This is a genomic window from Halapricum sp. CBA1109 (assembly GCF_009741825.1).
Lineage (GTDB): Archaea > Halobacteriota > Halobacteria > Halobacteriales > Haloarculaceae > Halapricum.
Genome location: NZ_WPCA01000044.1, coordinates 1 through 19,868, shown reverse-complemented (window position 1 = coordinate 19,868; position 19,868 = coordinate 1). Strand labels below are relative to the sequence as shown.

At 67.0% G+C, this 19,868-nt stretch carries 23 protein-coding genes and 1 pseudogene; 13 read left to right on the top strand and 11 right to left on the bottom strand.

Features of this window, described 5'->3' with window-relative positions:
* Nucleotides 1-747: ABC transporter substrate-binding protein (locus GJ629_RS06945; RefSeq protein WP_157512346.1), on the top strand; the 747-nt coding region annotated here is incomplete at its 5' end.
* Here the strand turns inward: GJ629_RS06945 and GJ629_RS06940 are convergent.
* Nucleotides 748-1,113, bottom strand: coding sequence for a DUF5658 family protein (locus tag GJ629_RS06940; RefSeq protein ID WP_157512345.1), 366 nt, complete (start codon nucleotides 1,111-1,113; stop codon nucleotides 748-750).
* A gap of 65 nt (nucleotides 1,114-1,178) precedes the next feature.
* A complete protein-coding gene (locus GJ629_RS06935; RefSeq protein ID WP_157512344.1) occupies nucleotides 1,179-1,997 on the bottom strand; it encodes a molybdopterin-synthase adenylyltransferase MoeB in 819 nt (272 codons plus the stop codon).
* Between the two features lie 83 nt (nucleotides 1,998-2,080).
* Between GJ629_RS06935 and GJ629_RS06930 the strand changes: the two genes are divergently transcribed.
* Together GJ629_RS06930 and GJ629_RS06925 are read left to right on the top strand one after the other, a co-directional pair.
* The gene (locus GJ629_RS06930; RefSeq protein ID WP_157512343.1) at nucleotides 2,081-2,275 is read left to right on the top strand and encodes a hypothetical protein; all 195 of its coding nucleotides are present in this window, start codon (nucleotides 2,081-2,083) and stop codon (nucleotides 2,273-2,275) included.
* 27 nt (nucleotides 2,276-2,302) lie between these two features.
* Nucleotides 2,303-3,445 carry an acyl-CoA dehydrogenase gene (locus GJ629_RS06925; protein WP_157512342.1) on the top strand — a complete coding sequence of 381 codons (1,143 nt, stop codon included), beginning with the start codon at nucleotides 2,303-2,305 and terminating at the stop codon, nucleotides 3,443-3,445.
* On the opposite strand, the gene GJ629_RS06920 is transcribed toward GJ629_RS06925, so the two are convergent.
* Nucleotides 3,446-3,730 carry a PadR family transcriptional regulator gene (locus GJ629_RS06920; RefSeq protein WP_157512341.1) on the bottom strand — a complete coding sequence of 95 codons (285 nt, stop codon included), beginning with the start codon at nucleotides 3,728-3,730 and terminating at the stop codon, nucleotides 3,446-3,448. It abuts the gene before it with no gap.
* 83 nt (nucleotides 3,731-3,813) lie between these two features.
* On the opposite strand from GJ629_RS06920, the gene GJ629_RS06915 reads away from it, so the two are divergent.
* Nucleotides 3,814-4,089: a hypothetical protein gene (locus tag GJ629_RS06915; RefSeq protein WP_157512340.1), complete on the top strand. Its 276-nt coding sequence runs from the start codon at nucleotides 3,814-3,816 to the stop codon at nucleotides 4,087-4,089.
* On the opposite strand, the gene GJ629_RS06910 is transcribed toward GJ629_RS06915, so the two are convergent.
* Complete coding sequence (locus tag GJ629_RS06910; protein ID WP_157512339.1) at nucleotides 4,090-4,884, bottom strand: inositol monophosphatase family protein; 795 nt, start codon at nucleotides 4,882-4,884, stop codon at nucleotides 4,090-4,092.
* 184 nt (nucleotides 4,885-5,068) lie between these two features.
* Between GJ629_RS06910 and GJ629_RS06905 the strand changes: the two genes are divergently transcribed.
* The 4 genes from GJ629_RS06905 to GJ629_RS06890 are packed head-to-tail and all read left to right on the top strand — an operon-like array spanning nucleotide 5,069 to nucleotide 8,684.
* Entirely contained in the window at nucleotides 5,069-6,007 is a 939-nt protein-coding gene (locus GJ629_RS06905; RefSeq protein WP_157512338.1) for a phosphate/phosphite/phosphonate ABC transporter substrate-binding protein, read from the top strand.
* A gap of 19 nt (nucleotides 6,008-6,026) precedes the next feature.
* A complete protein-coding gene (gene phnC / locus GJ629_RS06900) occupies nucleotides 6,027-6,827 on the top strand; it encodes a phosphonate ABC transporter ATP-binding protein (protein ID WP_157512337.1) in 801 nt (266 codons plus the stop codon).
* Nucleotides 6,827-7,903 carry an ABC transporter permease gene (locus GJ629_RS06895; RefSeq protein WP_157512336.1) on the top strand — a complete coding sequence of 359 codons (1,077 nt, stop codon included), beginning with the start codon at nucleotides 6,827-6,829 and terminating at the stop codon, nucleotides 7,901-7,903. Before phnC ends, GJ629_RS06895 begins: the two co-directional genes overlap by 1 nt.
* A gap of 49 nt (nucleotides 7,904-7,952) precedes the next feature.
* Nucleotides 7,953-8,684 (top strand): hypothetical protein, encoded by a 732-nt coding sequence (locus tag GJ629_RS06890; RefSeq protein WP_157512335.1) that lies wholly within the window; start codon nucleotides 7,953-7,955, stop codon nucleotides 8,682-8,684.
* Here the strand turns inward: GJ629_RS06890 and GJ629_RS06885 are convergent.
* The 3 genes and pseudogenes from GJ629_RS06885 to GJ629_RS06875 form a co-directional block, all read right to left on the bottom strand.
* Nucleotides 8,681-9,424: a hypothetical protein gene (locus GJ629_RS06885; RefSeq protein WP_157512334.1), complete on the bottom strand. Its 744-nt coding sequence runs from the start codon at nucleotides 9,422-9,424 to the stop codon at nucleotides 8,681-8,683. The two genes, GJ629_RS06890 and GJ629_RS06885, sit on opposite strands and share 4 nt — an antisense overlap.
* Nucleotides 9,425-9,510: 86 nt before the next feature.
* Complete coding sequence (locus tag GJ629_RS06880; RefSeq protein ID WP_157512333.1) at nucleotides 9,511-10,347, bottom strand: aldo/keto reductase; 837 nt, start codon at nucleotides 10,345-10,347, stop codon at nucleotides 9,511-9,513.
* Nucleotides 10,348-10,388: 41 nt separating this feature from the next.
* Nucleotides 10,389-11,759: pseudogene (locus tag GJ629_RS06875) on the bottom strand (geranylgeranyl reductase family protein).
* Nucleotides 11,760-11,890: 131 nt separating this feature from the next.
* Between GJ629_RS06875 and GJ629_RS06870 the strand changes: the two are divergent.
* Together GJ629_RS06870 and GJ629_RS06865 are read left to right on the top strand one after the other, a co-directional pair.
* Complete coding sequence (locus GJ629_RS06870; protein WP_157512332.1) at nucleotides 11,891-13,093, top strand: hypothetical protein; 1,203 nt, start codon at nucleotides 11,891-11,893, stop codon at nucleotides 13,091-13,093.
* A gap of 123 nt (nucleotides 13,094-13,216) precedes the next feature.
* A complete protein-coding gene (locus GJ629_RS06865; protein WP_157512331.1) occupies nucleotides 13,217-14,494 on the top strand; it encodes a heptaprenylglyceryl phosphate synthase in 1,278 nt (425 codons plus the stop codon).
* On the opposite strand, the gene GJ629_RS06860 is transcribed toward GJ629_RS06865, so the two are convergent.
* Nucleotides 14,480-15,109, bottom strand: a complete 630-nt coding sequence (locus tag GJ629_RS06860) for a DUF420 domain-containing protein (RefSeq protein ID WP_157512330.1) — start codon at nucleotides 15,107-15,109, stop codon at nucleotides 14,480-14,482. The genes GJ629_RS06865 and GJ629_RS06860 overlap by 15 nt on opposite strands.
* 92 nt (nucleotides 15,110-15,201) lie before the next feature.
* Here GJ629_RS06860 and GJ629_RS06855 point away from each other — a divergent pair, with 92 nt between their 5' ends.
* Nucleotides 15,202-15,618: a cobalamin B12-binding domain-containing protein gene (locus GJ629_RS06855; protein WP_157512329.1), complete on the top strand. Its 417-nt coding sequence runs from the start codon at nucleotides 15,202-15,204 to the stop codon at nucleotides 15,616-15,618.
* 1 nt (nucleotide 15,619) lies between these two features.
* A complete protein-coding gene (gene meaB / locus GJ629_RS06850; protein WP_157512328.1) occupies nucleotides 15,620-16,648 on the top strand; it encodes a methylmalonyl Co-A mutase-associated GTPase MeaB in 1,029 nt (342 codons plus the stop codon).
* On the opposite strand, the gene GJ629_RS06845 is transcribed toward meaB, so the two are convergent.
* Together GJ629_RS06845 and GJ629_RS06840 are read right to left on the bottom strand one after the other, a co-directional pair.
* A complete protein-coding gene (locus GJ629_RS06845; protein ID WP_157512327.1) occupies nucleotides 16,638-17,183 on the bottom strand; it encodes a TlpA disulfide reductase family protein in 546 nt (181 codons plus the stop codon). The genes meaB and GJ629_RS06845 overlap by 11 nt on opposite strands.
* A 1-nt stretch (nucleotide 17,184) precedes the next feature.
* Entirely contained in the window at nucleotides 17,185-17,886 is a 702-nt protein-coding gene (locus tag GJ629_RS06840) for an SCO family protein (RefSeq protein ID WP_157512326.1), read from the bottom strand.
* 102 nt (nucleotides 17,887-17,988) lie between these two features.
* Here GJ629_RS06840 and GJ629_RS06835 point away from each other — a divergent pair, with 102 nt between their 5' ends.
* On the top strand, nucleotides 17,989-18,990 hold the full coding sequence (locus GJ629_RS06835) for an alpha/beta fold hydrolase (RefSeq protein WP_157512325.1): 1,002 nt from the start codon (nucleotides 17,989-17,991) through the stop codon (nucleotides 18,988-18,990).
* 1 nt (nucleotide 18,991) lies between these two features.
* Here GJ629_RS06835 and GJ629_RS06830 read toward each other — a convergent pair.
* Nucleotides 18,992-19,868, bottom strand: an 877-nt coding sequence (locus tag GJ629_RS06830) for a DnaJ C-terminal domain-containing protein (protein WP_157512324.1), incomplete at its 5' end; no start/stop codon positions are given.

Below are 19,868 nucleotides of genomic sequence, written 5' to 3'. Positions count from 1 at the left end.
GTCGCGGCGGCGGCCGACGACGGCGGCGTCTACGAGATAGACGCCGACCTGCTGGCCGAACTGGACCCCGACTGCGTGATCACCCAAGGCATCTGTGACGTGTGTGCGGTCGACCGCGTGCTGGTCGCCGACGTTATCGAGGAACTGGGGCTCGACGCCGAGGTGGTGACGACCGACCCGCACTCGCTGTCTGACCTCTACGACGACGTCCACCGCATCGGCGCGGCGCTCGGTGAAGACGCGGCGGCCGCGGACCTCGTTGCGGACCTCAGAAGCCGTGTGGAGGCCGTTCGTCAGCGGACGGCGGCTATCGACGACCGCCCGCGCGTCGCCGTCTTCGACTGGATGGACCCCGTGATGCTGGCGGGCCACTGGATGCCCGAGATAGTCGCGGCGGCGGGCGGGCGCTACGATCTCGTCGCGGCCGGGGAGCGCTCGACGCCGTGGGAGTGGGCCGATATCCGGGAGTACGACCCCGAGGTGGCAATCGCTGCCCCCTGCGGGTTCGACCTCGATCAGACCCGCGAGCACGCGAGCGAACTGACCGACCGGCCGGGGTGGAGTGACCTCTCGGCCGTCGCGGACGGTCGCGTCCACGCGATGGACGGCCACAACTACGTCAACAGGCCGGGGCCGCGACTGTCCGACACGTTGGAACACCTCGCTGGCCTGCTCCACCCCGACGCCTTCGACGCGCCGCCGAGCGACGTGGCGGGGCCGCTGGCCAGCCCACAGCGTATCGAGTGATCAGAGCAGCGTCGACACGCCGACGTAGGTGTTCGCGGCGACGATAGCGGAGCCGACAGCGATGAGTCCCGTGAACCACAGCCGCCACCCGGGGACGCTCTCGATGTACCGCCGGAAGCCCAGCAACAGGCCGCCCGCGACGGCGACGACGAGGCCTTTGAACACCGGCAGATAGACCGGGTGGCTCGACAACAGCATCCGTATCCACGGGTTCGCCTCCAGCCCGACGTCTCCGGTCACGTGCAGGGCGAACAGCGTCGACAGCGCGTCACCGACACCCCAGACGACGACCAGCGCACCGACGAACCAGACGTAACTCGGCAGCGGCACGCGGAGGCTCGGTACCGCGAACTGTCGGACCGACATCTATCTCGTTGGTGGGCGAATCGGGGAATAAGTTTTCGGACCGCGTTATCAAATACAATACTCCGCTACTCCGGAACGGCACACCGCTCGTCGTAGCGCACGTCCCGAACGCTGTCGATTCGGGGCGTCTCGCCACAGACAGGGCAGTCCGGCGAGGGGCGGATGGGGACGCGTTCGATATCCATCTCGGCGGCGTCGTAACAGAGCAACCGGCCGTCCAGTGACTCGCCGTGGCCGAGGACGAGTTTGATCGTCTCGGTGGCTTGGAAACAGCCGATAGTCCCCGGGAGGACGCCGAGGACGCCGGCCGTCGCGCAGTCGGGGGCGGCACCGTCCGGCGGTGCCTCGGGGAACAGACATCGGTAGCAAGGAGAGTCCTCGCCCTGTTCGAACGTCGTCACTTGGCCCTCGAAGCGGTAGACGGCCCCGTGGGAGACGGGAATGCCCGCGAGGGCGCAGGCGTCGTTGATGAGGTATCGGGACGCGAAGTTGTCCGTCGCGTCGACGACGACATCGTGGCCCTCGATTAGTCCCTCGATGTTCTCGGCGGTGGCCCGCTGTTCGTACGTCTCGACGGTCACGTCGGGGCTCAACTCGGCGACGAACTCGGCGGCGCTGTCGACTTTCGGCCGTCCCACGTCGGCGTCGGCGTGGACGGTCTGTCGCTGGAGGTTCGACCGCTCGACAACGTCGTCGTCGACGACGTGTATCTCGCCGACGCCGGCGGCCGCGAGGTACTGGAGTATCGGTGACCCGAGGCCGCCCGCGCCGACGACCAGCACCGACGCGTCGAGCAACTGTGCCTGCCCCTCCGGGCCCACGTCGTCCAAGATGATGTGCCGGGAGTACCGGTCGAGCTGTGTCTGGTCCAGCCCTAATGACATACCGGGTGGTTGGCCACCGTGAGAGATAAGCGGCCGGGTCGGCGTGCGGGAAAGTTAAATCCCACAGGGTCGTAGGTGCGGATATGGAGTGCTCACGGTGTGGGGGCCGACTGGAGACGTACGCGCTCAACGGGAGTGAGGCGTGTGTCTGTGAAGACTGCGGATTCGTCGACACGCCGTTCGAACACGACGACGTCGAGTTCGAGGACCCCGAGCCGTGGTCGACGGCCATCCAGCGGTTCTACGAGAAACGGGAGTCCGCACCCGGCCAAGAGTAATTACCGCTCCCTTCGTTAGCGTTCCACATGGACTTCAGCCCCAGCGCCGAGCAGCGCCAGATCAGGGAGATGGTCGCGGAGTTCGTCGACGAGGAAGTCGTCCCGCGGGCCGCGGAGATAGACGCGACCGACGAGTACCCCGCGGACCTGATCGACCAGATGGCGCAACTGGACCTGATGGGGATGCCCATCCCCGAGGAGTACGGCGGCGCCGGCCTCGACTATCACGCCTACGCGATGGCACTCGAAGAGATTTCCCGGGGCAGTGGCGGCCTCGGGACCATCGTCGCCGCCCACATCTCACTGGCCTGCAATATGATACACGAGTTCGGCGACGAGGCCCAGAAGGAGGAGTATCTGACACCGCTGGCCGAGGGCGAGGACATCGGCGCGTTCGCGCTCTCGGAGGCCGGGGCCGGGTCGGACGTGCCCGCGATGGAAACGACGGCCGAGCGTGACGGCGACGGCTACGTCGTCGACGGCGGGAAACTGTGGATATCGAACGGCTCTGTCGCCGACACCGTCACGCTGTTCGCCAAGACCGACCCCGAGGCCGGCAACAAGGGCATCTCCTCGTTTATCGTCCGCCCGGAGGAAGACGACGGCTTCCACGTCGAGGGCACCGAACACAAACTCGGCGACAAGGGTTGTCCCACCGCGGAGTTGCGCTTCGAGGAGATGTACCTTCCCGAGGACCGCCTGCTCGGCGAGGAGGGGCGAGGGTTCGTCCACGCGCTGAAGACGCTCAACGGCGGCCGCATCACCATCGCGGCCCGCGGCGTCGGCATCGCCCAGGCGGCCCTCGACGCCGCCTTGGAGTACAGTCAGGACCGCGAGCAGTTCGGCCAGCCCATCAGTGAGTTCCAGGCCATCCAGCACAAACTCGCGGACATGGACACCAAGACCAACGCCGCACGCTTGCTGATGCACGAGGCCGCAGACCGGAAGATGCGCGGCGAGCGCTTCGTCAAGGAGGCCGCACAGGCCAAGCTCTACGCCTCGGAAGTCTCGCGGGAGGTGGCCAACGAGGGCATCCAGATCCACGGCGGCTACGGCTACACGAAGGACTTCCCGGCAGAGCGGTTCTACCGGGACGCCAAACTCAACGAGATATACGAGGGGACCAGCGAGGTGCTGCGGAACACCATCGCCTCGGAGCTTCTGACCTGATCAGTTCGCCTCGCCGACTTCCTCGCGGAGCCACGCGGTGTACGTCTCGACGGCCTCGCTCCCGGCGTCGGTCAGCGCGTACACGTCGCTGAGACCCTCCGTCCGGGAATCGACGTAGCCCAGTCGTTCGAGGGCCTCCAGCGCGCCGTAGAACTGCCGCGGTTCGATGCGGTCGTCGTAGCGGCGTTCGAGACTCGTCTTGAGTTTCTGTGCGGGGACCCCGTCCTCGCCGTACAGGAGGACACAGAGGTCCCGTCGGCGGCCGCTCTGGAGCCACTGGGACATACCGGCGTCTCGGCCCGGCCGCACATCCCGGTTTCGAGTCCCGACCGGAACGTACGATAGGCTCCGACCGTTATCCGGAGTCGATGACCGACACCGAGGTCACCGACAACGGCGTCACCGCCCGCTATCAGGAGACCGACGAGGAGCGCATCATCACGTTCGAACGCGACGGCAAGACCGCCGCCATCGCCCAGAACATCGAGGGGTACGCGATGCTGAAGGTCCGCCCGACGGCACAGGGCGACGAACTCGAACGCTACTACGGGTTCGATATGGCACTCGACCACGTCGGCGAACTGCTGGGCGTCTCGAAGTTCGACATCCCGGTCCCGGAACCGGCCAGAGACCTCGGGATGTGATCACTCCGGGGTGATGTCCCGCGCGGCGTCGAGCACCGTTTCGTGACACTGCCCGTTCGAGGCGACGAGCCCAGTGCTGGCCGCGGTCCAGGGTTCCCCGTCGAGGTCGGTGACGGTCCCGCCCGCCGACTCGACCATAAACACGCCGGCGACGGTGTCCCACGGGTTGGTGTCGACGTTCGTGATAGCGGCGTCGACGCCCCCGGCGGCGACCTGTGCCAGTGTCACTTGCGCACAGCGCAACCGGAGGAGGTCACCGAACCGACTGACGATGGCGTCCGCCGCGGCCGCGTACTCCTCGCGCCTGTCGAAGGGCCACCATATTGTCGGCGCGACGGTGAACGTCTCGGGGTCGCTCCGGTCGCTGACCCACAGGCGCTCGCCGTCCCTGAACGCGCCCGCCGGCCCGGCCTCGTAGGTGTCGCCCAGCGCCGGACACACGGAGGCGGCTGCGACGGGTCGCCCGTCGACGACGGCGGCGACGCTGGTCGCCCACGACCGCAACCCTCGGACGTAGTTGTTCGTCCCGTCGATGGGGTCGATCACCCACGCGGCCCCCGACTGGGGCACCGTCGACCGGGCGTCGTTCTCCTCGCCGACGACGATGTCCTCGGGGAACGCCTCCCTGATTCGCTCGACGACGGCACGCTGGGCCTCCCGGTCGGCCCGCGTCACCACGTCCGTCTTCCCGTCTTTCGTCTCGACGGCTAGGTCCGTCCGGAACGCCTCCAAAGCTATCTCACCGCCGCGCGCCGCGGCCGCCCGCGCAGTCGCCCGTCGATCTGCCTCGTCCATACACCAATCCTCGACAGACTACTACAAAACGACACTGAAATAGAGTATTAAGCAATATATATGGGTTAGAAGGTACAATATCAATACGTTCGTAAACACAAATTCCGCAGAATCTATTACAGCTACATACCCGAATATATCGCTCATATAAGCCGTTTACCCGGATTCGGACTCACAGTGGGATATGCCCAATCGACGAGCAGTGTTGAAGGGTATGGGTGCTGCAACCATCGTCGGATCAATCGCCGGCTGTTCCGGTTCCGAGGCCGGGACAGACGAGCCGTACGTCGACGGGAAGATACGCTTCCTGATGTCGCCGTCGGAGCCCCAGGACCGACTGCGCGCACAGTACACGCCGATCAAAGAGCGGTTGAACGACCACGTCGACGCGGTCGACACCGTCGAGATGCAGTACGCCGACAACTACGCGGCGACGCTCAGCGCGTTGGACTCCGGGACCGGCGACATCGCCGAGACCGGACCGTTCGCGGGTGCGCTCGGCGTCACCTCCGACAACGCCGAGATACTGCTCCAGCGGTGGGGCTACGGCGCGTGGACGTACACGAGCGTCATCGTCACGCGGCCGGACACCGACATCGAGGACCTGACCGACCTCGAGGACAAGACCATCGGGTTCGCCGACCCGCTGAGCGCCAGCGGCTCGCTGTACCCGCTCGGAATGTTGAAAGAAGCCGGACTGTCGGTACCCGACGAGCCCGGGACGCCGGCGGGCGCGGACTTCACGCCGCAGTGGTCGACACACGGACAGGCCTTCGAGGCGTTGCAGGCCGGGACCGTCGACGCCGCCGGCGTCGGCTACTTCATCGTCGCCGACGACGAGCGAGAGGGCTACGTCGACGGCGTCGAGGAAGTCGCACGCGACGACGGCATCCCGCGCGCGCCGGTTATGGTCTCGCCGCAGTTGACCGACGAGGAGAAGTCGTCGATACAGACGGCGTTCACCGAAGCGCCCGACGACATCTACTACGGCGAGGACGGCGAGGAGGGGACCGAGGACGACCTCTGGTTCTCGAAGGTGCGCCCGGCCGACAAGAGCACGTACCAACCGGTCATCGACAAGGCGAACACGCTGGGCTACGGCGCGGACGTCTTCGAGAGCTAGTCGTCCACCCTCCACACCTATGAGCACGATAACGATCAGTAGCGTCGAGAAAGTCTACGGCGAGGACACCGTCGCCCTCGACGACGTCTCGCTCACCATCGACGACGGCGAGTTCGTCATCCTCCTCGGCCCCTCCGGGGCCGGCAAGTCGACACTGTTGCGGTTGCTCAACGGCCTCGAACGGCCGACCGAGGGGACCATCGAGATCGGGGACGAGACCGTCTCTGACACCCGCCCCGACGTGGCGATGGTGTTCCAGATGCACAACCTCGTCGAGAGCGCCAGCGCCTACCGAAACGCACTGACGGGCGCGCTCAACCGGACCAGCACCGTCCCCAGCCTCGCGACGTGGTACGGCGAGGAAGCCGAGCGGATGGCGCTGGAAGCGCTGGACACCGTCGGCCTGCTCTCGGAGGCGGACCAGCGCGCCGACAGTATGAGCGGCGGCCAGCAACAGCGCGTCGGCATCGCCCGCGCGCTGACACAGGACCCCACGCTCCTGCTGGCGGACGAACCCGTCGCGAGCCTCGACCCGAAGGCCTCCGAGGACGTGATGGGCTATCTCCGGACGGCGGCCGACGAGCGGGACCTGACGACCGTCACCAGCCTCCATCAGGTCAACGTCGCCCGGGAGTTCGGCGAGCGGTTCGTCGGCCTCCGGGACGGCGAGGTCGTCTTCGACGGCTCCGCCGAGGACCTCACGATGGAGGCCGTCGAGGAGATATACTACGACACCGAGGCCGAGACGGCCGAGTCGATGCCCGACCCCGCATCGAACGATCGCGCTCGGTCGGTCGCGACGCCGGAGGAGGGTCCCTGATGGCGACCGGTACGAATACGGACGAGGACCGGCCCGACGTCGAACAGGCCCGCGAGGTGCTGTGGCGTCGCCGCTGGCTCCGCCGGAGCCTCTACGGGGCTCTCCTGCTGAGCGTCGTCGGCCTGACGTACTTCGTCTTCCTCGAGTTCCTCGGGTTCTCGTTCGCGCAGTTGACCAGCGAGCGGGCGACCACGGAGATGCAGAAGTTCATCGGTGGCCTGTTCCCGCCGAACTTCGAGGATATGACGACCTACACGAAGGAAAACGAGATAACCGGTATCGATGCGCTCGTGGTCAGCCTGACGAGTTGGGAACTCGGCCTGCTGTGGGGCGTGATACCCGGTATCTGGCCGACGCATATTATGGACACGCTCGCGACGGCCAACGCCGGCAACGGGAACGTGATGGTCTCTGCGGCGTACACCACCGTCGCCGCCGGGTTCGCCGGAACCGTGCTGGGGTTCCCGCTGGCACTCGTCTTCGGCGTGCTGGGCTCCGAACGAGTCGTCCCGTTCCCGCTGAACTTCCTCTTTCGCGGGACGATGTCGACCATCCGGGCTATCCCGGCAATCGTCTGGACGCTCATCTACATCCCCATCTTCGGTATCACGCCCGCAACGGGCGTCCTCGCCATCACGACCGACACCGTCGGCAACCTCGGTCGACTGTTCACCGACGAACTCGAGGAGATAGAGGACGGGCCCATCGAGGCCGTCCGGTCGACCGGTGCAGGCCGCGTCCAAGTGGTCGTCTTCGGGATGTTGAGTCAGGTGACGAACTCCTTCGTCGCGTGGACGCTGTACATCCTCGAGATCAACACCCGTATCGCCATCACGCTGGGCGTCCTCGGCGTCGGCGGACTGGGGATGTACATCGAGAACCAGATCGGACTGCTCGACACCGGCTACCAGAACGCGATGGCCGGCATCTTTATGGTCATCTTCATCGTTCTGACCATCGAACTGATCTCCTCGCGGATCCGCGCCCGACTGCGGCCCGGGGAGACGGAGTCCTCGACGCTGTTGGGTGCCCTCTTCGGCCTGTTCGACCCCAACAAGTGGCTCGGTCGGCTCTGAACCGGGCCGCGGACGACGCCCTTTATCCGGTGGCACGCCAAGCCCGGATATGGACACGCTCGGCGACGTCGTCGCGCCCGACCGGCGCTCGGAGGCACTGGCCTACGAACGCCCGGGCGACCGCTCGCGGTCGTACAGTTACAGCGCCCTCTGTACCGACACCTGGAAGGCCGGAAACCTGATGCGCCACTACGGCGTCCGCGAGGGCGTCGCCGTCGGCGTCGTCGACGGCCCGAAAGACCCCGAGGGCGACCGGTCGATCCGACCGATTCCCGAGTCGCTGCTGGCCGTCTTCGGTGCCGCGGCGCTGGGCGCGCCGGTCCGACTCGACCCGCCGGCAGAACCGGACGTCCGCGCGCTCGTCTGTCCGGACCACCGGCGCAGCGACTACACGCTCGCGCCGGGGAGTAAGTACCTCGCCTACGGCGGCCCGCCCGAGGACCCGACGGTCGCTCACTTCGAGCGCGAGCTGTGGAGCGAGAACCCCATCCAGTTCCCCGACCCCGTCGACCCCGACTCGGTCGCGGTGGTCGACGCCGACGGCGAGTACACCCACGCGTCGCTGTTGTCGGCCGCAGAGGGCGTCGTCGAGGCGTACGGACTGACGGCCGACGACAGCGTCGCCATCGACACGCCCCTCGACGACGCGGGGACGCTCGTCGCGGGCGTGCTCGCGCCGCTCTCGGTCGGTGGGACGATAACGACGGGCGGGGACGCGGCGCTGGTCGTCGGCGAGGGCGACGGCGAGAACCGCATCGCGCCGGCGGCGGCCCGGCCTTAGCTGTCCGGACGGACGTAGTTGGCAAGCGTCACCAGCAGGCCGAGTATCCAGCCCACCGGGACGGCGATGCCGAACCACATCCCCACGTAGGCGACGCCGCTGAGGTCGTAGTTCTGCCGGAGGTAACTGTTGAGGTCCCCGACGGTGAGGACGTTGTCCAGTATCCAGATGGCCAGGGAGTTGCTCTGGGGGAAGACGACGTTCGCCAGCGTCGCCGAGTACAGCGCCGCGACGACCGGCGGCAGGAAGATGGCGGTGATGGCCAGCGGGTAGGAGACGACCACCGTCGAGATGCGGCCGCCGACGCGGCTCGTGAGGACGGCCAGCACGGCGGCGACGGTGGCGACGATGCCGGCCGCCAGTACGGCGACGACGCCGCCGGAGGTGAGGTCTAGCTGGAACTGTGCGAGCGCGGTCAGCCCGCCCCAGACGAGGACCGAGAGGACGACGACGCCGAGGAGACCGATGCGCGCGACGGCGGTGTCGAGCCGTCGCGCCTGATACCGCAGGAGGTAGCCGGCGAGGACGAACGGGTACAACAGTGCGACCACGGGGACGCCGATAGCCGACCACAACCGATAGAGGATGGCACTCCCGGTCGTGTTCGGTTTCCACTTGCCCAATACGGTCTGTTCGGCGTCGCGCTGGCGGGGGTAGACGAGTTCCATCCACGTCTCGTGGAGGCGACGGACGTCGATACGGACACCGTCCACGATACCGGTGGCGTTCGCAGCGGACATAGGCAGTCGTTCGTCGTCCCCCAGTTTAAGCGTGTGCGTTCGCGGGCGATATCCTCACTGGCCCGCAGTGCTTCCGGATTACCTTCTCACCACGCGTCGGGGCCGAAATCCGGGTCGACCTTCCGGTCGGTCCGGTCGATACTCGCGATGGTATCGAGGTCTTCCTCGTCCAACTCGACGGTGAGGCTCTCGAAGTTGTCCCGGATGTGGGCCTCGCTGGTCGCTTTCGGGATGGCGGTGATGTCGTGTTCCCGAAGCCACGCCAGACTGACCTGGGCCTCGCTGACACCGTGTTTCTCTGCTACCTCGGTCAGTTCGGGCACGTTGAAGACGTCCCCGCGGGCGAGCGGCGAGTACGCCACCAGTTCGAGGTCGGTGTCGGCGGCGAACTCCCGCATGCGCTCCTGCTGGAGCAGCGGGTGAATCTCGATCTGGTTCGCGAACACCGGCGCGTCGAGCATCTCACGGGCCTGTTCGACGTGGTCGGGCGTGAAGTTGCTCACCCCGACGTTGCGGATGGTTCCGTCGTCGGCCAGTTCGTCGAACGCCGCGAACGTGTCTTCGGGGTCGTACGCCCGGGCCGGCCAGTGGACGTACAGCAGATCGAGGTACTCGACGCCGAGTTTCTCCATGCTCTCGCGGGCCGTCGCGAGGACGTCCTCCCCGGCGAGGTTCGAGATCCATATCTTCGTCGCGAGGAAGATGTCCTCGCGGTCGACGTCCGCGGCGGCGATACCGTCGCCGACGGCGTCCTCGTTGCCGTAGATCTGTGCGGTGTCGATATGTCGATACCCCATCTCCAAGGCCGTCCGCACGCTCTCGGCACACTGGTCGGGGCTGTCGTTCTCCCACGTCCCGAGGCCGAGCATCGGCATCGAATCGGCCTTCGGAACACTCTCGGGTGTTAGCGGTGACTGAGACATCTCGGTGGTGGCTACGGGCCTGACCGTGTAGTCAGTTTCGACTAGTACTTCGGTTCGGCACCGACCACGTCGTAGAACCGGTCCATAAAGTCGTCGCGCTGGGACCGCCACTGCTGGAACTCCTCGGGCGTCTCGGGGTAGTCGTCGTAGATGGACTTGAGTTCGCCGGCCATCTGGTTGACCTTGTAGGCGTCGTACAGCGTCCCCCAGTGGCCGAGCGTCTTCACGGCCGTCTTGAGTTTCGTCCCCAGACCCATCGAGGCGGTACCGCTCTTGCCGAGGATGTCGATCAACTGCTGGGCGGGGAGTTTGGCGATGATGTCGGTCATCTCGTCGACGGAGTTGGCCGACCCGAAGATGTTGTAGAGGTCCATCGCGGCGAAGCGCTTGCCGAAGTCGGTCTGGACGCGTCGATTGTACTCCCAGAGCGCCCTCGCTCAGGTCCTCCTCGCTGATTGCCTCGGCGGCGACCTGTGCGGCCCAGTGGCCGGCCTTTGCCGCGCCGGGGATACCGCCGCCGGTCGTCGGATTGACGTGGGCGGCGGCGTCGCCGACGGCCATATACCCCGGCGCAGTCGCCGAGTCGTACGGCCGCCGGGTCGGCAGCGCCGCGCCGAGTTTGTTCTCGACGGTCGCGTTCTGGAACTCCGGCCGGTTCTCGACGTCTTCGCGGAGTTCCTCGACCAGATGCATCGGCTCCTTGTTCATCTGGAAGCCGAGGCCGACGTTTATCTCCGTGTCCGTCCGCGGGAAGTACCAGAGATAGCCCAGTTCGGCCGTGGGCTTGAAGACGAGGGCGTCGTCGTAGTCGACCGGTTCGTCGATGCTGAGCACCTCGCGGTAGGCAGAACAGAACTGCGAGTAGTTGACGTTGGTGTCGAAGGTGGCTGAACCGAGGTCGGCCTTGTCTTGGAGGATCGAAAGCGCGCCGGCGGCGTCGATGGTGACCGGCGCGCGGTAGGTCGTGACCGATCCGCGGCGGGTCGCTGTCACGCCCTCGACCTGCCCGTTGTTCTGGACGACGTTCTGGACGACCGTGTCGTAGTGGACCTCCGCGCCGGCGCGTTCGGCCTCCTCTAAGAGGACTTCGCCGTAGCGCTTGCGGTCGACCACCGCGCCCGTGTACTCGCCGAAGGGGTAGCTGATCTGCTCGCCGGTCCGGGGGTTCTCGAACATCGCCCGGGTGATGCCTTCGTTGGTGAACGACTCTTCGCGGAGGTACTCCAAGTCGATCACGTCGGGGAACATACTCTTGCCCTTGATGGCGTCGCCACAGGCGATTTCGCCCGCGCGCTCCTCGGGCTTTCGCTCGAGGATGACGACGTCGAGGCCGTCGTCGGCGGCGGTCGCGGCCGCGAACGCGCCCGCTGTCCCGCCGCGACGATGACGATATCGTACTGGTCGGCAGTCATTGCGGGACCGTAACCCGGCCCATCACAAAAACCTGCCTGAACGCGCCGGCACAGCGATACCGGAATTGGTGACACACCCGGCCCGACTCCAAACGACAACAGTGATAGGACGGTCGCTCCCACGGACAGATATGACCGCACCCGCCCGCAGGGTCGCCCAATGGCTCGCCGACCGGTCGGCGCTCCCCACCTCGGGACGGGCCGTCGCCGGCTACTACGCCGACACCGGGGTCTTCGACGTCGACGCCATCCGACTGAAACGGACTGTCGACGACCGCACCGAGACGATGATCGAGGAGGTGTTCGGTCTCGTCGAGGATGCCCTCGCCGATCACTTCGATGCCGACGCGGTGACGTTCGGCTACGACACCAAACTCGTCCTCCCGGCCCAGTTGACGCTGGGCCACGTCTACCGGACCGCCAGACAGCGCGCCCCTGCCGGGACCGATCCCGTGGAACTCGGTCTGTGGGCCGACGCCGCCGATGGAGACGGCGCGACCGGTCCCGCCCGCTACGGCGACCCACTCGACAGCGCCGACGCCGACACGCTCTCGCCGCAGGAACTGGTCGACCGCGCCGAGTACCTCACCCGACTCGTTATCGAGGCGCTGATCGACGGCGATATGCGCGACGCCGTCAACGACGCCGAGTACGAGGACTTCGAGGTGTCGCTCGACCTCGACGACGCGGAACGCGCCGAGGCCGCCCGGATCGCTCAGCAAACCCTCCAGTCGAACCTCGAAGCGACCTTCGAGCGCGTCCCCGACGCCGTCCGGGACCACTACGAGTGGGCCGTCGACGTCTCGGAGGCCCACCAAGACCGCGACGAGGACTTCCGAGCGATGTACGAACGCGCCCGCGACGGCGAGGAAGCGGCCCGCGAGTCCATCCGCGAGGAGTACCGCGACGCGCCCCTCGACGTCGACGCCGACCGCTTCGCCGACGGGACCGACCTGCCGTACTTCTCGACCCAGTACGCCCGCGTCGGCGTCATCTACGACGGGATGGTCGAGATGTACCGCGAGGCCGGCCTCCCGGTCGACCCGGCGTTCAAGGAGTCCATCGTCCTCTCGATCATCGGCGCCCAGATATGGCTCGACGACCTCGACGACTACGCCGCCGACCTCGCTGACGGCCAGTTGACGCCCGTCACCGCCGAGTACGTCCTCCAACCGGACGACCGGACCGCCTACGAACAGGTCGTCGACCTCTCGGAATCCTACCTCGATACGGCCACGGCGGCCGCGGCCCGCAGCGACGCACCTCTCGCGGGTATCGCCGCCGACTACATCTACTACTCCGGCGACCCCTCCGTGTTGCCCGGGAGCGAGTGAGTCGATCCGCCCGGCCCGTGGAGAAATGGATCCGTCCGCGCCGTGGAGAAAGATCCGCCCGGCCCGGTTTGGGCCGGGCCGATTCTACCACGCTTTTGTATCCCACACACGTCCACCAGTGTAATGACGAGTATCGAGGATATCGCACGGCGTCTGGACAGCGCCGCCGCGGCGGTGAAATTCGGCGGGCGAACACTCCTGCATCTGGACACCAACCCCGTCCCCGACGACTGGACGCACATCACGAAGATAGATCCCGAGGACGAGAAGCAACTGCCGCTGTGTTACCCGCTGTATCTCCAGCACACGAGCGCCGTCGAGGTCGGCGGCTCGAAGGACGTGACCGGCAACAACACCGAGGAGACGCTGGAACTCACCGCGGACAAGCCCGTGCCGGCCTTCCAGGAGCCCTCGGGCCCGAGCCACGTCACCGACCGGACGCGCGACCTCGCTGCGTTCCTCGCCATCCCGGAAGTCCTGAACGGCGACGCCGAAGCGCTGGTCGGCCAACTCGGCGCGGGCGTCGAGCACATCCGCGACGAGATAGCGCCGAAGATGATCGCCGAGAGACTCCCCATCGGCCTCGGCGAGACTGTCGAGGACCGCCTCGCCGACTTCGCCGCGACGTGGATGCTCGAAGAAGCGGTCTTCGAGGCCTACATCATCATGAACCCCGACAGCGCCGCTGCGCGGGAGGCCAACGTCACCGAGGACGATATGCTGGATCCACTGGCGGCCAAACAGCGCGCGCTAGCCGCCGAGCGACACTTGGAGAGCGAACTGGTCTATCTGGAGTACTCGGGAACCTTCGGCGGCGAGGAGGCCGAGGCGATACTCGAATCCGTCTCGGAGGGGCTGGCGTGGTCCCAACTGTGGTACGGCGGCGGCCTCGACGACCGCGAGAACGCCCGCCGAATGTTGGACGCCGGCGCGGACGCTATCGTCGTCGGCAACATCTTCCACGAGATTGCCGAGGAGGAACTGGCGGTCGCCGAAGACGCCGTCGCGGACCTCGATTTCGACGCCGACCGGAGCACCGTCGAGGAGTGGGTCGAGGAAAACGTCGACGTCGAGGGCTCCTGTGCGGCGAGCTATCTCTCGACGAACGTCGACGTACCGTCCCCGACCGACCGCGCCCGCCGGTACCTCGTCACCACGGTCCGGACGTGGCTGGCGGTACAGCGCCTCCTCGAGGAACTGGACGCCGACCCGCCGTCCGCTACCGGCGAGATCCGGCGGTCCCTCGGGGACGCGGCCATCCCGGGCCGGACGCCGGTCACCGACGCCGCCGACGAGGACCTGCTGACGGACGTGCTGGTCGGCATCCTCGCGCGCCGCTACGGAGTCGAGTACGACGGCCTCCCCGTTGAGCACGTCAGCTTCGAACTATCGGAGCTGTGAGGGGATCGCGACCAGTAGCAACGCGGCAGCCTCGCGGGCCTCCCAACTGAACGTGTGGTTGAGGATGACGTAGGTGACGATGCCGAGAAAGAGACTCAGCGACCACGCCGCGGCCGCTATCTTCCCGACCTTCGGGTGGAGCGTCTGGGGCAACTCCTCTATGTCGTGGCTCAGTCCGAGTACCATCGCGTGGATCACGACCGGCACCGAGACGATGGAGAGGACGATGTGGACTGCGAGCATGAGGAGGTAGGGAATCTTCACCACTGCGGGTGCGACCAGCGAGCGCTCGAAGCCGCCGTCTATCTTCCAGAGGTACAGAAAGAGGAAGACGAGGATGAGGGCGAACGCCGTCACCATCGCCGCGCGGTGCTTGCGGATCTCTCCGTTCCTCACGAAGTAGACGCCCGCGAGGATCGATGTCAGCGCCGCCGTGTTGACGACAGCGATCAGGTCCGCGAACAGCAGGACCTGCGAATCGGTGAGACCGGGGTAGACGTTGATCGTCCCGGAGAAGATCCCGATAACGAGGACGTACCCGATAGCCGACAGGACGGCAGTTATCGCCCGTGGGTGGGCCCGGACGCCCGAACGAATGTTCTCGGCGACAGCCATACTCGCCGCTCGGGACGGGACGAGTATCATCCTTGGCATTCGGGACGCGAACGACCGTCAGAGTGAAACGCCCCGGCGTGGTACAACGTGACATGAGCGCCGACACACAGCAGCGGACGATCCGGTGTCTGGTGGCCAAGGTCGGCCTCGACGGCCACGACCGCGGGGCCCACGTCATCAGTCGGGCGCTACGGGACGCCGGGTTCGAGGTGATCTACTCGGGACTCCACCGCTCGCCCGAGGAGATAGTCCAAGCCGCGGTCCAGGAGGACGTCGACGTCCTCGGTATCTCCATCCTCTCGGGGGCCCACAACACTCTCGTCCCGAAGGTCGTCGACGGACTCCGGGAGTACGGGGCGTTCAAGGATACCCTGTTGCTCGTCGGCGGCATCATCCCCGAAGAGGACGAGGCGGACCTGCGCGAGATGGGCGTCGCCGAGGTGTTCGGCCCCGGTACGTCGACCGACGAGATGGTGGGATTCATCCGCGAGAACGTCCCGGAGCGCTGAGATGACGGCGCTGGTCGACCGGTTGCTGGCCGGCGAGCACCGCGCGCTGGCCCGCGTCATCTCGAAGATAGAGGACCGTGCCGAGGGGTATCGGGACATCGTGGCGGCGCTGCACGAACACACCGGTGACGCTGACGTCATCGGTATCACCGGCAGCCCCGGCGCCGGCAAGTCGACGCTGGTCGATAAGATGGCCGCCGCCTACCGCGAGCGCGGCCTCTCGGTCGGCGTCATCGCCATCGACCCTTCCTCGCCGTACTCCGGCGGCGCGGTGCTGGGCGACCGCATCCGGATGGGGTCGACCGTCGGCGATATGGACGTCTTCGTGCGCTCTATGTCCGCCCGCGGGTCCCTTGGCGGCCTCTCGACGGCCACCACCGACGCGGTCCGGGCGCTCGATGCCTTCGGCAAGGACAAGGTCATCATCGAGACGGTCGGCGCGGGCCAAAACGAGGTTGACATCGTCCGGACCGCCGACACCGTCGCGGTACTCGTTCCGCCGGCAAGCGGCGACGACGTGCAGATGCTCAAGGCCGGGATACTGGAGATAGCCGACGTGTTCGCGGTCAACAAGGCCGATCTGGACGGCGCGGACCGGACCGTCCAGCAACTCCGGGAGATGCTGCGGGAAGCGACAGTCCCGACGGGTCACCACGGGGTCGACGTGCTGGACGGCGACAGCGAGAACGACCGCGAGGAGGCCGAGAACTGGGAGCCACCAATCGTCGAGACGGTGGCCAACCGCGGCGAGGGCGTCGCGGAGTTCCTCGACGCGTTGGCCGACCACGCGGCGTACCTCGACCGGTCGGGCGAGCGAGAGGCGGTCGAGCGACAGCGCTACGCCGAGGAGATACGGACGCTGTTGCGGACCGACCTGCAGGACGCTCTCGACGCCGAGATACAGCGCCGCGGCGGCATCGACGAACTCGCCCGACGCGTCGCCGCCCGCGAAACCGACCCGTACACGGTGGCCGACGAACTACTGGCTCCTATCGAGTCGTGTCTGGACGAGGAGTCAGCTACCCGGTGACCGACTGAATCTCGTCGATTACCGTCTCCGTCTCGGGGATGCCGGTGTGTCGCCACGCTTCCTGTCCCGCGGCGTCGAAGAGGACGGCTGTGGGGATGCTTGGGCGGCCGAGTTCACGGAACAGTTCGCTGTTGTTACCGTCGTGGGCGACGGTCCACTCGCCGCCGTGGTCGGCCCACCACTCGGCGATGTCCTCGCGGCCGAAGTCGCCGGTCAGCGGTTCGTTCGTCGAGGAGACGAAGACGACGTCCGATCCGACCTGCTGACGGGCGGCCGCGAGGTTGTCCAGCGCCGGCTTGCAGGGGCTACACCACGTCGCGAAGGCGTCGACCAGCGTCGGCGACCCCTCGACGGGGACCGTTATCTCGCCGGAGTCGCTCCCGCGGGCGTCGATGGTCGAGACGGTCACTCGGGTCACGCTTCCGTCGCTGTCGTCGCCGTCGCCACCGCCGTACATCCGCTCGACCATCCCACAGCCCGCGAGTCCGGCCGTTCCGGCCGCGCCGACGCCGGCGAGGAAGGCGCGGCGGCGCATCTCAGGCCCGCGCCTCCCGGAGGGCCTCGTAGTCGTCGTAGAGGTCCTGCCACGCGAACGACTCCCGGTAGGAGCGTTCGACGTAGCCGTCGCCGTTTGCCAGCAGGACGATGCCGCGGTGGTCGAACATGTACATGTCCATATCCTCCGGCTGAGTCCGCTGGAAGCGGACCCCGAAGGTGTCTTGAACGACCGATTTCGCGCGCTCGCGGTCGGCCGGCCGGAGGAAGTGCCAGTTGTCGTGGTCGACGTCGACGCGCATCCGGTCGGCGTAGTCGACGAGTGCGTCGGCGGTGTCTCGCTGTGGGTCGAAACTGATCGGCAGGAACGCGACCGAGTCCGGGTCGCCCTCGTCCGCGACGGTCGCTTGAACGCCTTGCAGACCGGATATCAACAGCGGGCAGGTCGTCTGGCAGTTGTGATAGAAGAACGTCACGAACGTCGGGCGGTCGAACTGCGTCGTCGCGACGGATTCCCCCGAGAGGGGGTCCGGGAGCGTCACCTCGGGGAGCGATTGCCCGTGGGCGGGCCAGGGGTACGACTCGGGTGGTCCGTCCAGATCAGGGGCGTCGAGGTAGGTGTCCGCCGAGGCGTAGGGGCTCGGCGTTTCTGTCTCGGTTGTCACGCCTTCGCCGCCGAGACACCCGGCGAGACCCACCGCACCGGCACCCATCGCCGCACGGAGATACGACCGTCTGTTCATACGCGTGGTTCGGCCCGAACGCTACTAAACGACTCGCTGTTGGGCGCGCGAGGACACAACCTCGACCCTACGTATAAATCAGTCACGCTCGTATGGGTCAGTATGAAACTCCGGAACGTACTCGCTGGTGCAGTCGGTGCCGTCGGTCTCACCGCGTTGAGCAACCGCGTGCTGGCCTCGAAGGCCGACGACCTCGACCCGGCGTTGCCCGTCGGCGATCAAGAGACCTACCGCTGGCGCGGGTTCGACATCGGCTACACGGAGGCCGGCGACCCAGACGACCCGGACTTGGTGGCGTTCCACGGCGTCAACGCCGCCGCCTCCAGCCACGAGTTCCGCCCCATCGTGGGACACCTCGCCGAGGACTACCACGTCCTCGTGCCGGACCTGCCGGGCTTTGGTCACTCCGACCGGCCGCCGCTCCTGTACTCCGCGTCGCTGTACGAGACGTTCGTCGCCGACTTCCTCGCGGACACGAGCGAGGACGCGACGGTCGTCGCCTCCGGCCTGACCGGGTCCTACGCCGCTGGCGCGGCCCGCGAGGCCGACGTCGACTCGCTGGTGTTGGCCTGCCCGACCGACCACTCGATGGGCGACCGGAGCGTCCTCCGGCGGTCGCTGCTGCGGTCGCCGCTGGTGGGCGAGGCGCTGTTCAACATCGTCGTCAGCAAGCGCTCGATGCGGTACTTCCACGCCGACCACGGCTACTACGATATGGACAACCTCACCGAGGAGACCCTCGACTACGAGTGGCAGTCGGGCCACCAACCCGGTGCGCGGTTCGCGCCCGCGTCGTTCGTCTCCGGCTTCTTAGACCCCGAGGAGGACCTCGCGGACGTCCTCGCGTCGCTTGCCGTCGAGACGACGCTCGTCTGGGGCCGGGACGCCAGCGTGACGCCGCTGTCGTTCGGCCGGGAGTTGGCCGACGCCGGCAACGCCCGACTGATCGTCTTCGACGAGGCGAAACTGCTCCCCTACGTCGAACACCCCGAGCAGTTCGTCGCTGTCGTCGGCGGTGAGTACGACGACGTCGAGGGAGACGGTTGGGGAACCCACGAGGACGTCGACGAGGCGGTCGACATAGAGATAGACGGCGAGGAGTAGCCTACAGCGAGTTCTTCAACTTCTCGAAAAAGCCCTGTTCGACCTCGATGTCCTCGCCGCTGGCCTCGGCGAAGGCTTCGAGGGCATCCCGCTGTTCGTCGGTCAGCGAGTCCGGCGTGTACACCTGGATGGTGACGTAGAGGTCCCCGGACCCCCGCCGGCGGAGTCGCGGCATCCCCTTGTCCTTCAGTCGGAACGTCTCGCCGCTCTGGGTACCACTCGGGACGTCGAGTTCGACCGGGCCGTCGAGCGTCGGCACCTCGATGGTGTCGCCGAAGACCACCTGCGGGAAGGTGACGGCCTCGTGGTACTGCAGGTCCGCACCGTCCCGGTCGAAGTCGGGGTGGTCTTCGATCGACACCTCGATCAGGAGGTCGCCGTTGGGGCCGCCGTTCTCCCCCGGCGCACCCTCCCGTTCCATCCGGAGGGTCTGGCCGTCGTCGATGCCCGCCGGAATCTCGACGCTGAGGGTCGCCTCGTTGCGGACGACGCCCTCGCCGCGGCAACTCGAACACGTCTCCTCGTAGAGGGTCCCCTCGCCCTCACACCGGGGACAGGTCGTCGTCTGCTGGACCCGGCCCATCGGCGTCTGCTGGACACGGGTCGTCTGCCCGCGCCCCTCACACTCCGGACAGGTCCGGCTGTCGGCCCCCGGTGGGTGGCCCTCGCCGTTACACTCCCCGCAGGTCTCGGGTCGGGTGATCGTCAGTTCCTTCTCGACGCCCTCGTAGGCCTCCTGTAAGTCTATCTCGATGCTCGTCTTGAGGTCTTGGCCCTGCCGGGCGCGGGACCCGCCGCGGCCCCGACCGCCGCCGCCGAAGAACTGGTCGAAGATGTCCTGCATATCGAAGCCGCCGCCGGCGGCCCCGCCGAACGGG

Excerpts from the sequence above, each read along its gene's own strand:
- GJ629_RS06895 (WP_157512336.1), top strand. The coding sequence starts at position 6,827 with ATGGCGACCGGTACGAATACGGACGAGGACCGGCCCGACGTCGAACAG.
- GJ629_RS06915 (WP_157512340.1), top strand. The coding sequence starts at position 3,814 with ATGACCGACACCGAGGTCACCGACAACGGCGTCACCGCCCGCTATCAG.
- GJ629_RS06940 (WP_157512345.1), bottom strand. The coding sequence starts at position 1,113 with ATGTCGGTCCGACAGTTCGCGGTACCGAGCCTCCGCGTGCCGCTGCCG.
- GJ629_RS06925 (WP_157512342.1), top strand. The coding sequence starts at position 2,303 with ATGGACTTCAGCCCCAGCGCCGAGCAGCGCCAGATCAGGGAGATGGTC.
- GJ629_RS06890 (WP_157512335.1), top strand. The coding sequence starts at position 7,953 with ATGGACACGCTCGGCGACGTCGTCGCGCCCGACCGGCGCTCGGAGGCA.
- GJ629_RS06860 (WP_157512330.1), bottom strand. The coding sequence starts at position 15,109 with ATGGCTGTCGCCGAGAACATTCGTTCGGGCGTCCGGGCCCACCCACGG.
- phnC (WP_157512337.1), top strand. The coding sequence starts at position 6,027 with ATGAGCACGATAACGATCAGTAGCGTCGAGAAAGTCTACGGCGAGGAC.
- GJ629_RS06920 (WP_157512341.1), bottom strand. The coding sequence starts at position 3,730 with ATGTCCCAGTGGCTCCAGAGCGGCCGCCGACGGGACCTCTGTGTCCTC.
- GJ629_RS06905 (WP_157512338.1), top strand. The coding sequence starts at position 5,069 with ATGCCCAATCGACGAGCAGTGTTGAAGGGTATGGGTGCTGCAACCATC.
- meaB (WP_157512328.1), top strand. The coding sequence starts at position 15,620 with ATGACGGCGCTGGTCGACCGGTTGCTGGCCGGCGAGCACCGCGCGCTG.
- GJ629_RS06930 (WP_157512343.1), top strand. The coding sequence starts at position 2,081 with ATGGAGTGCTCACGGTGTGGGGGCCGACTGGAGACGTACGCGCTCAAC.
- GJ629_RS06880 (WP_157512333.1), bottom strand. The coding sequence starts at position 10,347 with ATGTCTCAGTCACCGCTAACACCCGAGAGTGTTCCGAAGGCCGATTCG.
- GJ629_RS06910 (WP_157512339.1), bottom strand. The coding sequence starts at position 4,884 with ATGGACGAGGCAGATCGACGGGCGACTGCGCGGGCGGCCGCGGCGCGC.
- GJ629_RS06840 (WP_157512326.1), bottom strand. The coding sequence starts at position 17,886 with ATGAACAGACGGTCGTATCTCCGTGCGGCGATGGGTGCCGGTGCGGTG.
- GJ629_RS06855 (WP_157512329.1), top strand. The coding sequence starts at position 15,202 with ATGAGCGCCGACACACAGCAGCGGACGATCCGGTGTCTGGTGGCCAAG.
- GJ629_RS06885 (WP_157512334.1), bottom strand. The coding sequence starts at position 9,424 with ATGTCCGCTGCGAACGCCACCGGTATCGTGGACGGTGTCCGTATCGAC.
- GJ629_RS06835 (WP_157512325.1), top strand. The coding sequence starts at position 17,989 with ATGAAACTCCGGAACGTACTCGCTGGTGCAGTCGGTGCCGTCGGTCTC.
- GJ629_RS06935 (WP_157512344.1), bottom strand. The coding sequence starts at position 1,997 with ATGTCATTAGGGCTGGACCAGACACAGCTCGACCGGTACTCCCGGCAC.
- GJ629_RS06865 (WP_157512331.1), top strand. The coding sequence starts at position 13,217 with ATGACGAGTATCGAGGATATCGCACGGCGTCTGGACAGCGCCGCCGCG.
- GJ629_RS06845 (WP_157512327.1), bottom strand. The coding sequence starts at position 17,183 with ATGCGCCGCCGCGCCTTCCTCGCCGGCGTCGGCGCGGCCGGAACGGCC.
- GJ629_RS06870 (WP_157512332.1), top strand. The coding sequence starts at position 11,891 with ATGACCGCACCCGCCCGCAGGGTCGCCCAATGGCTCGCCGACCGGTCG.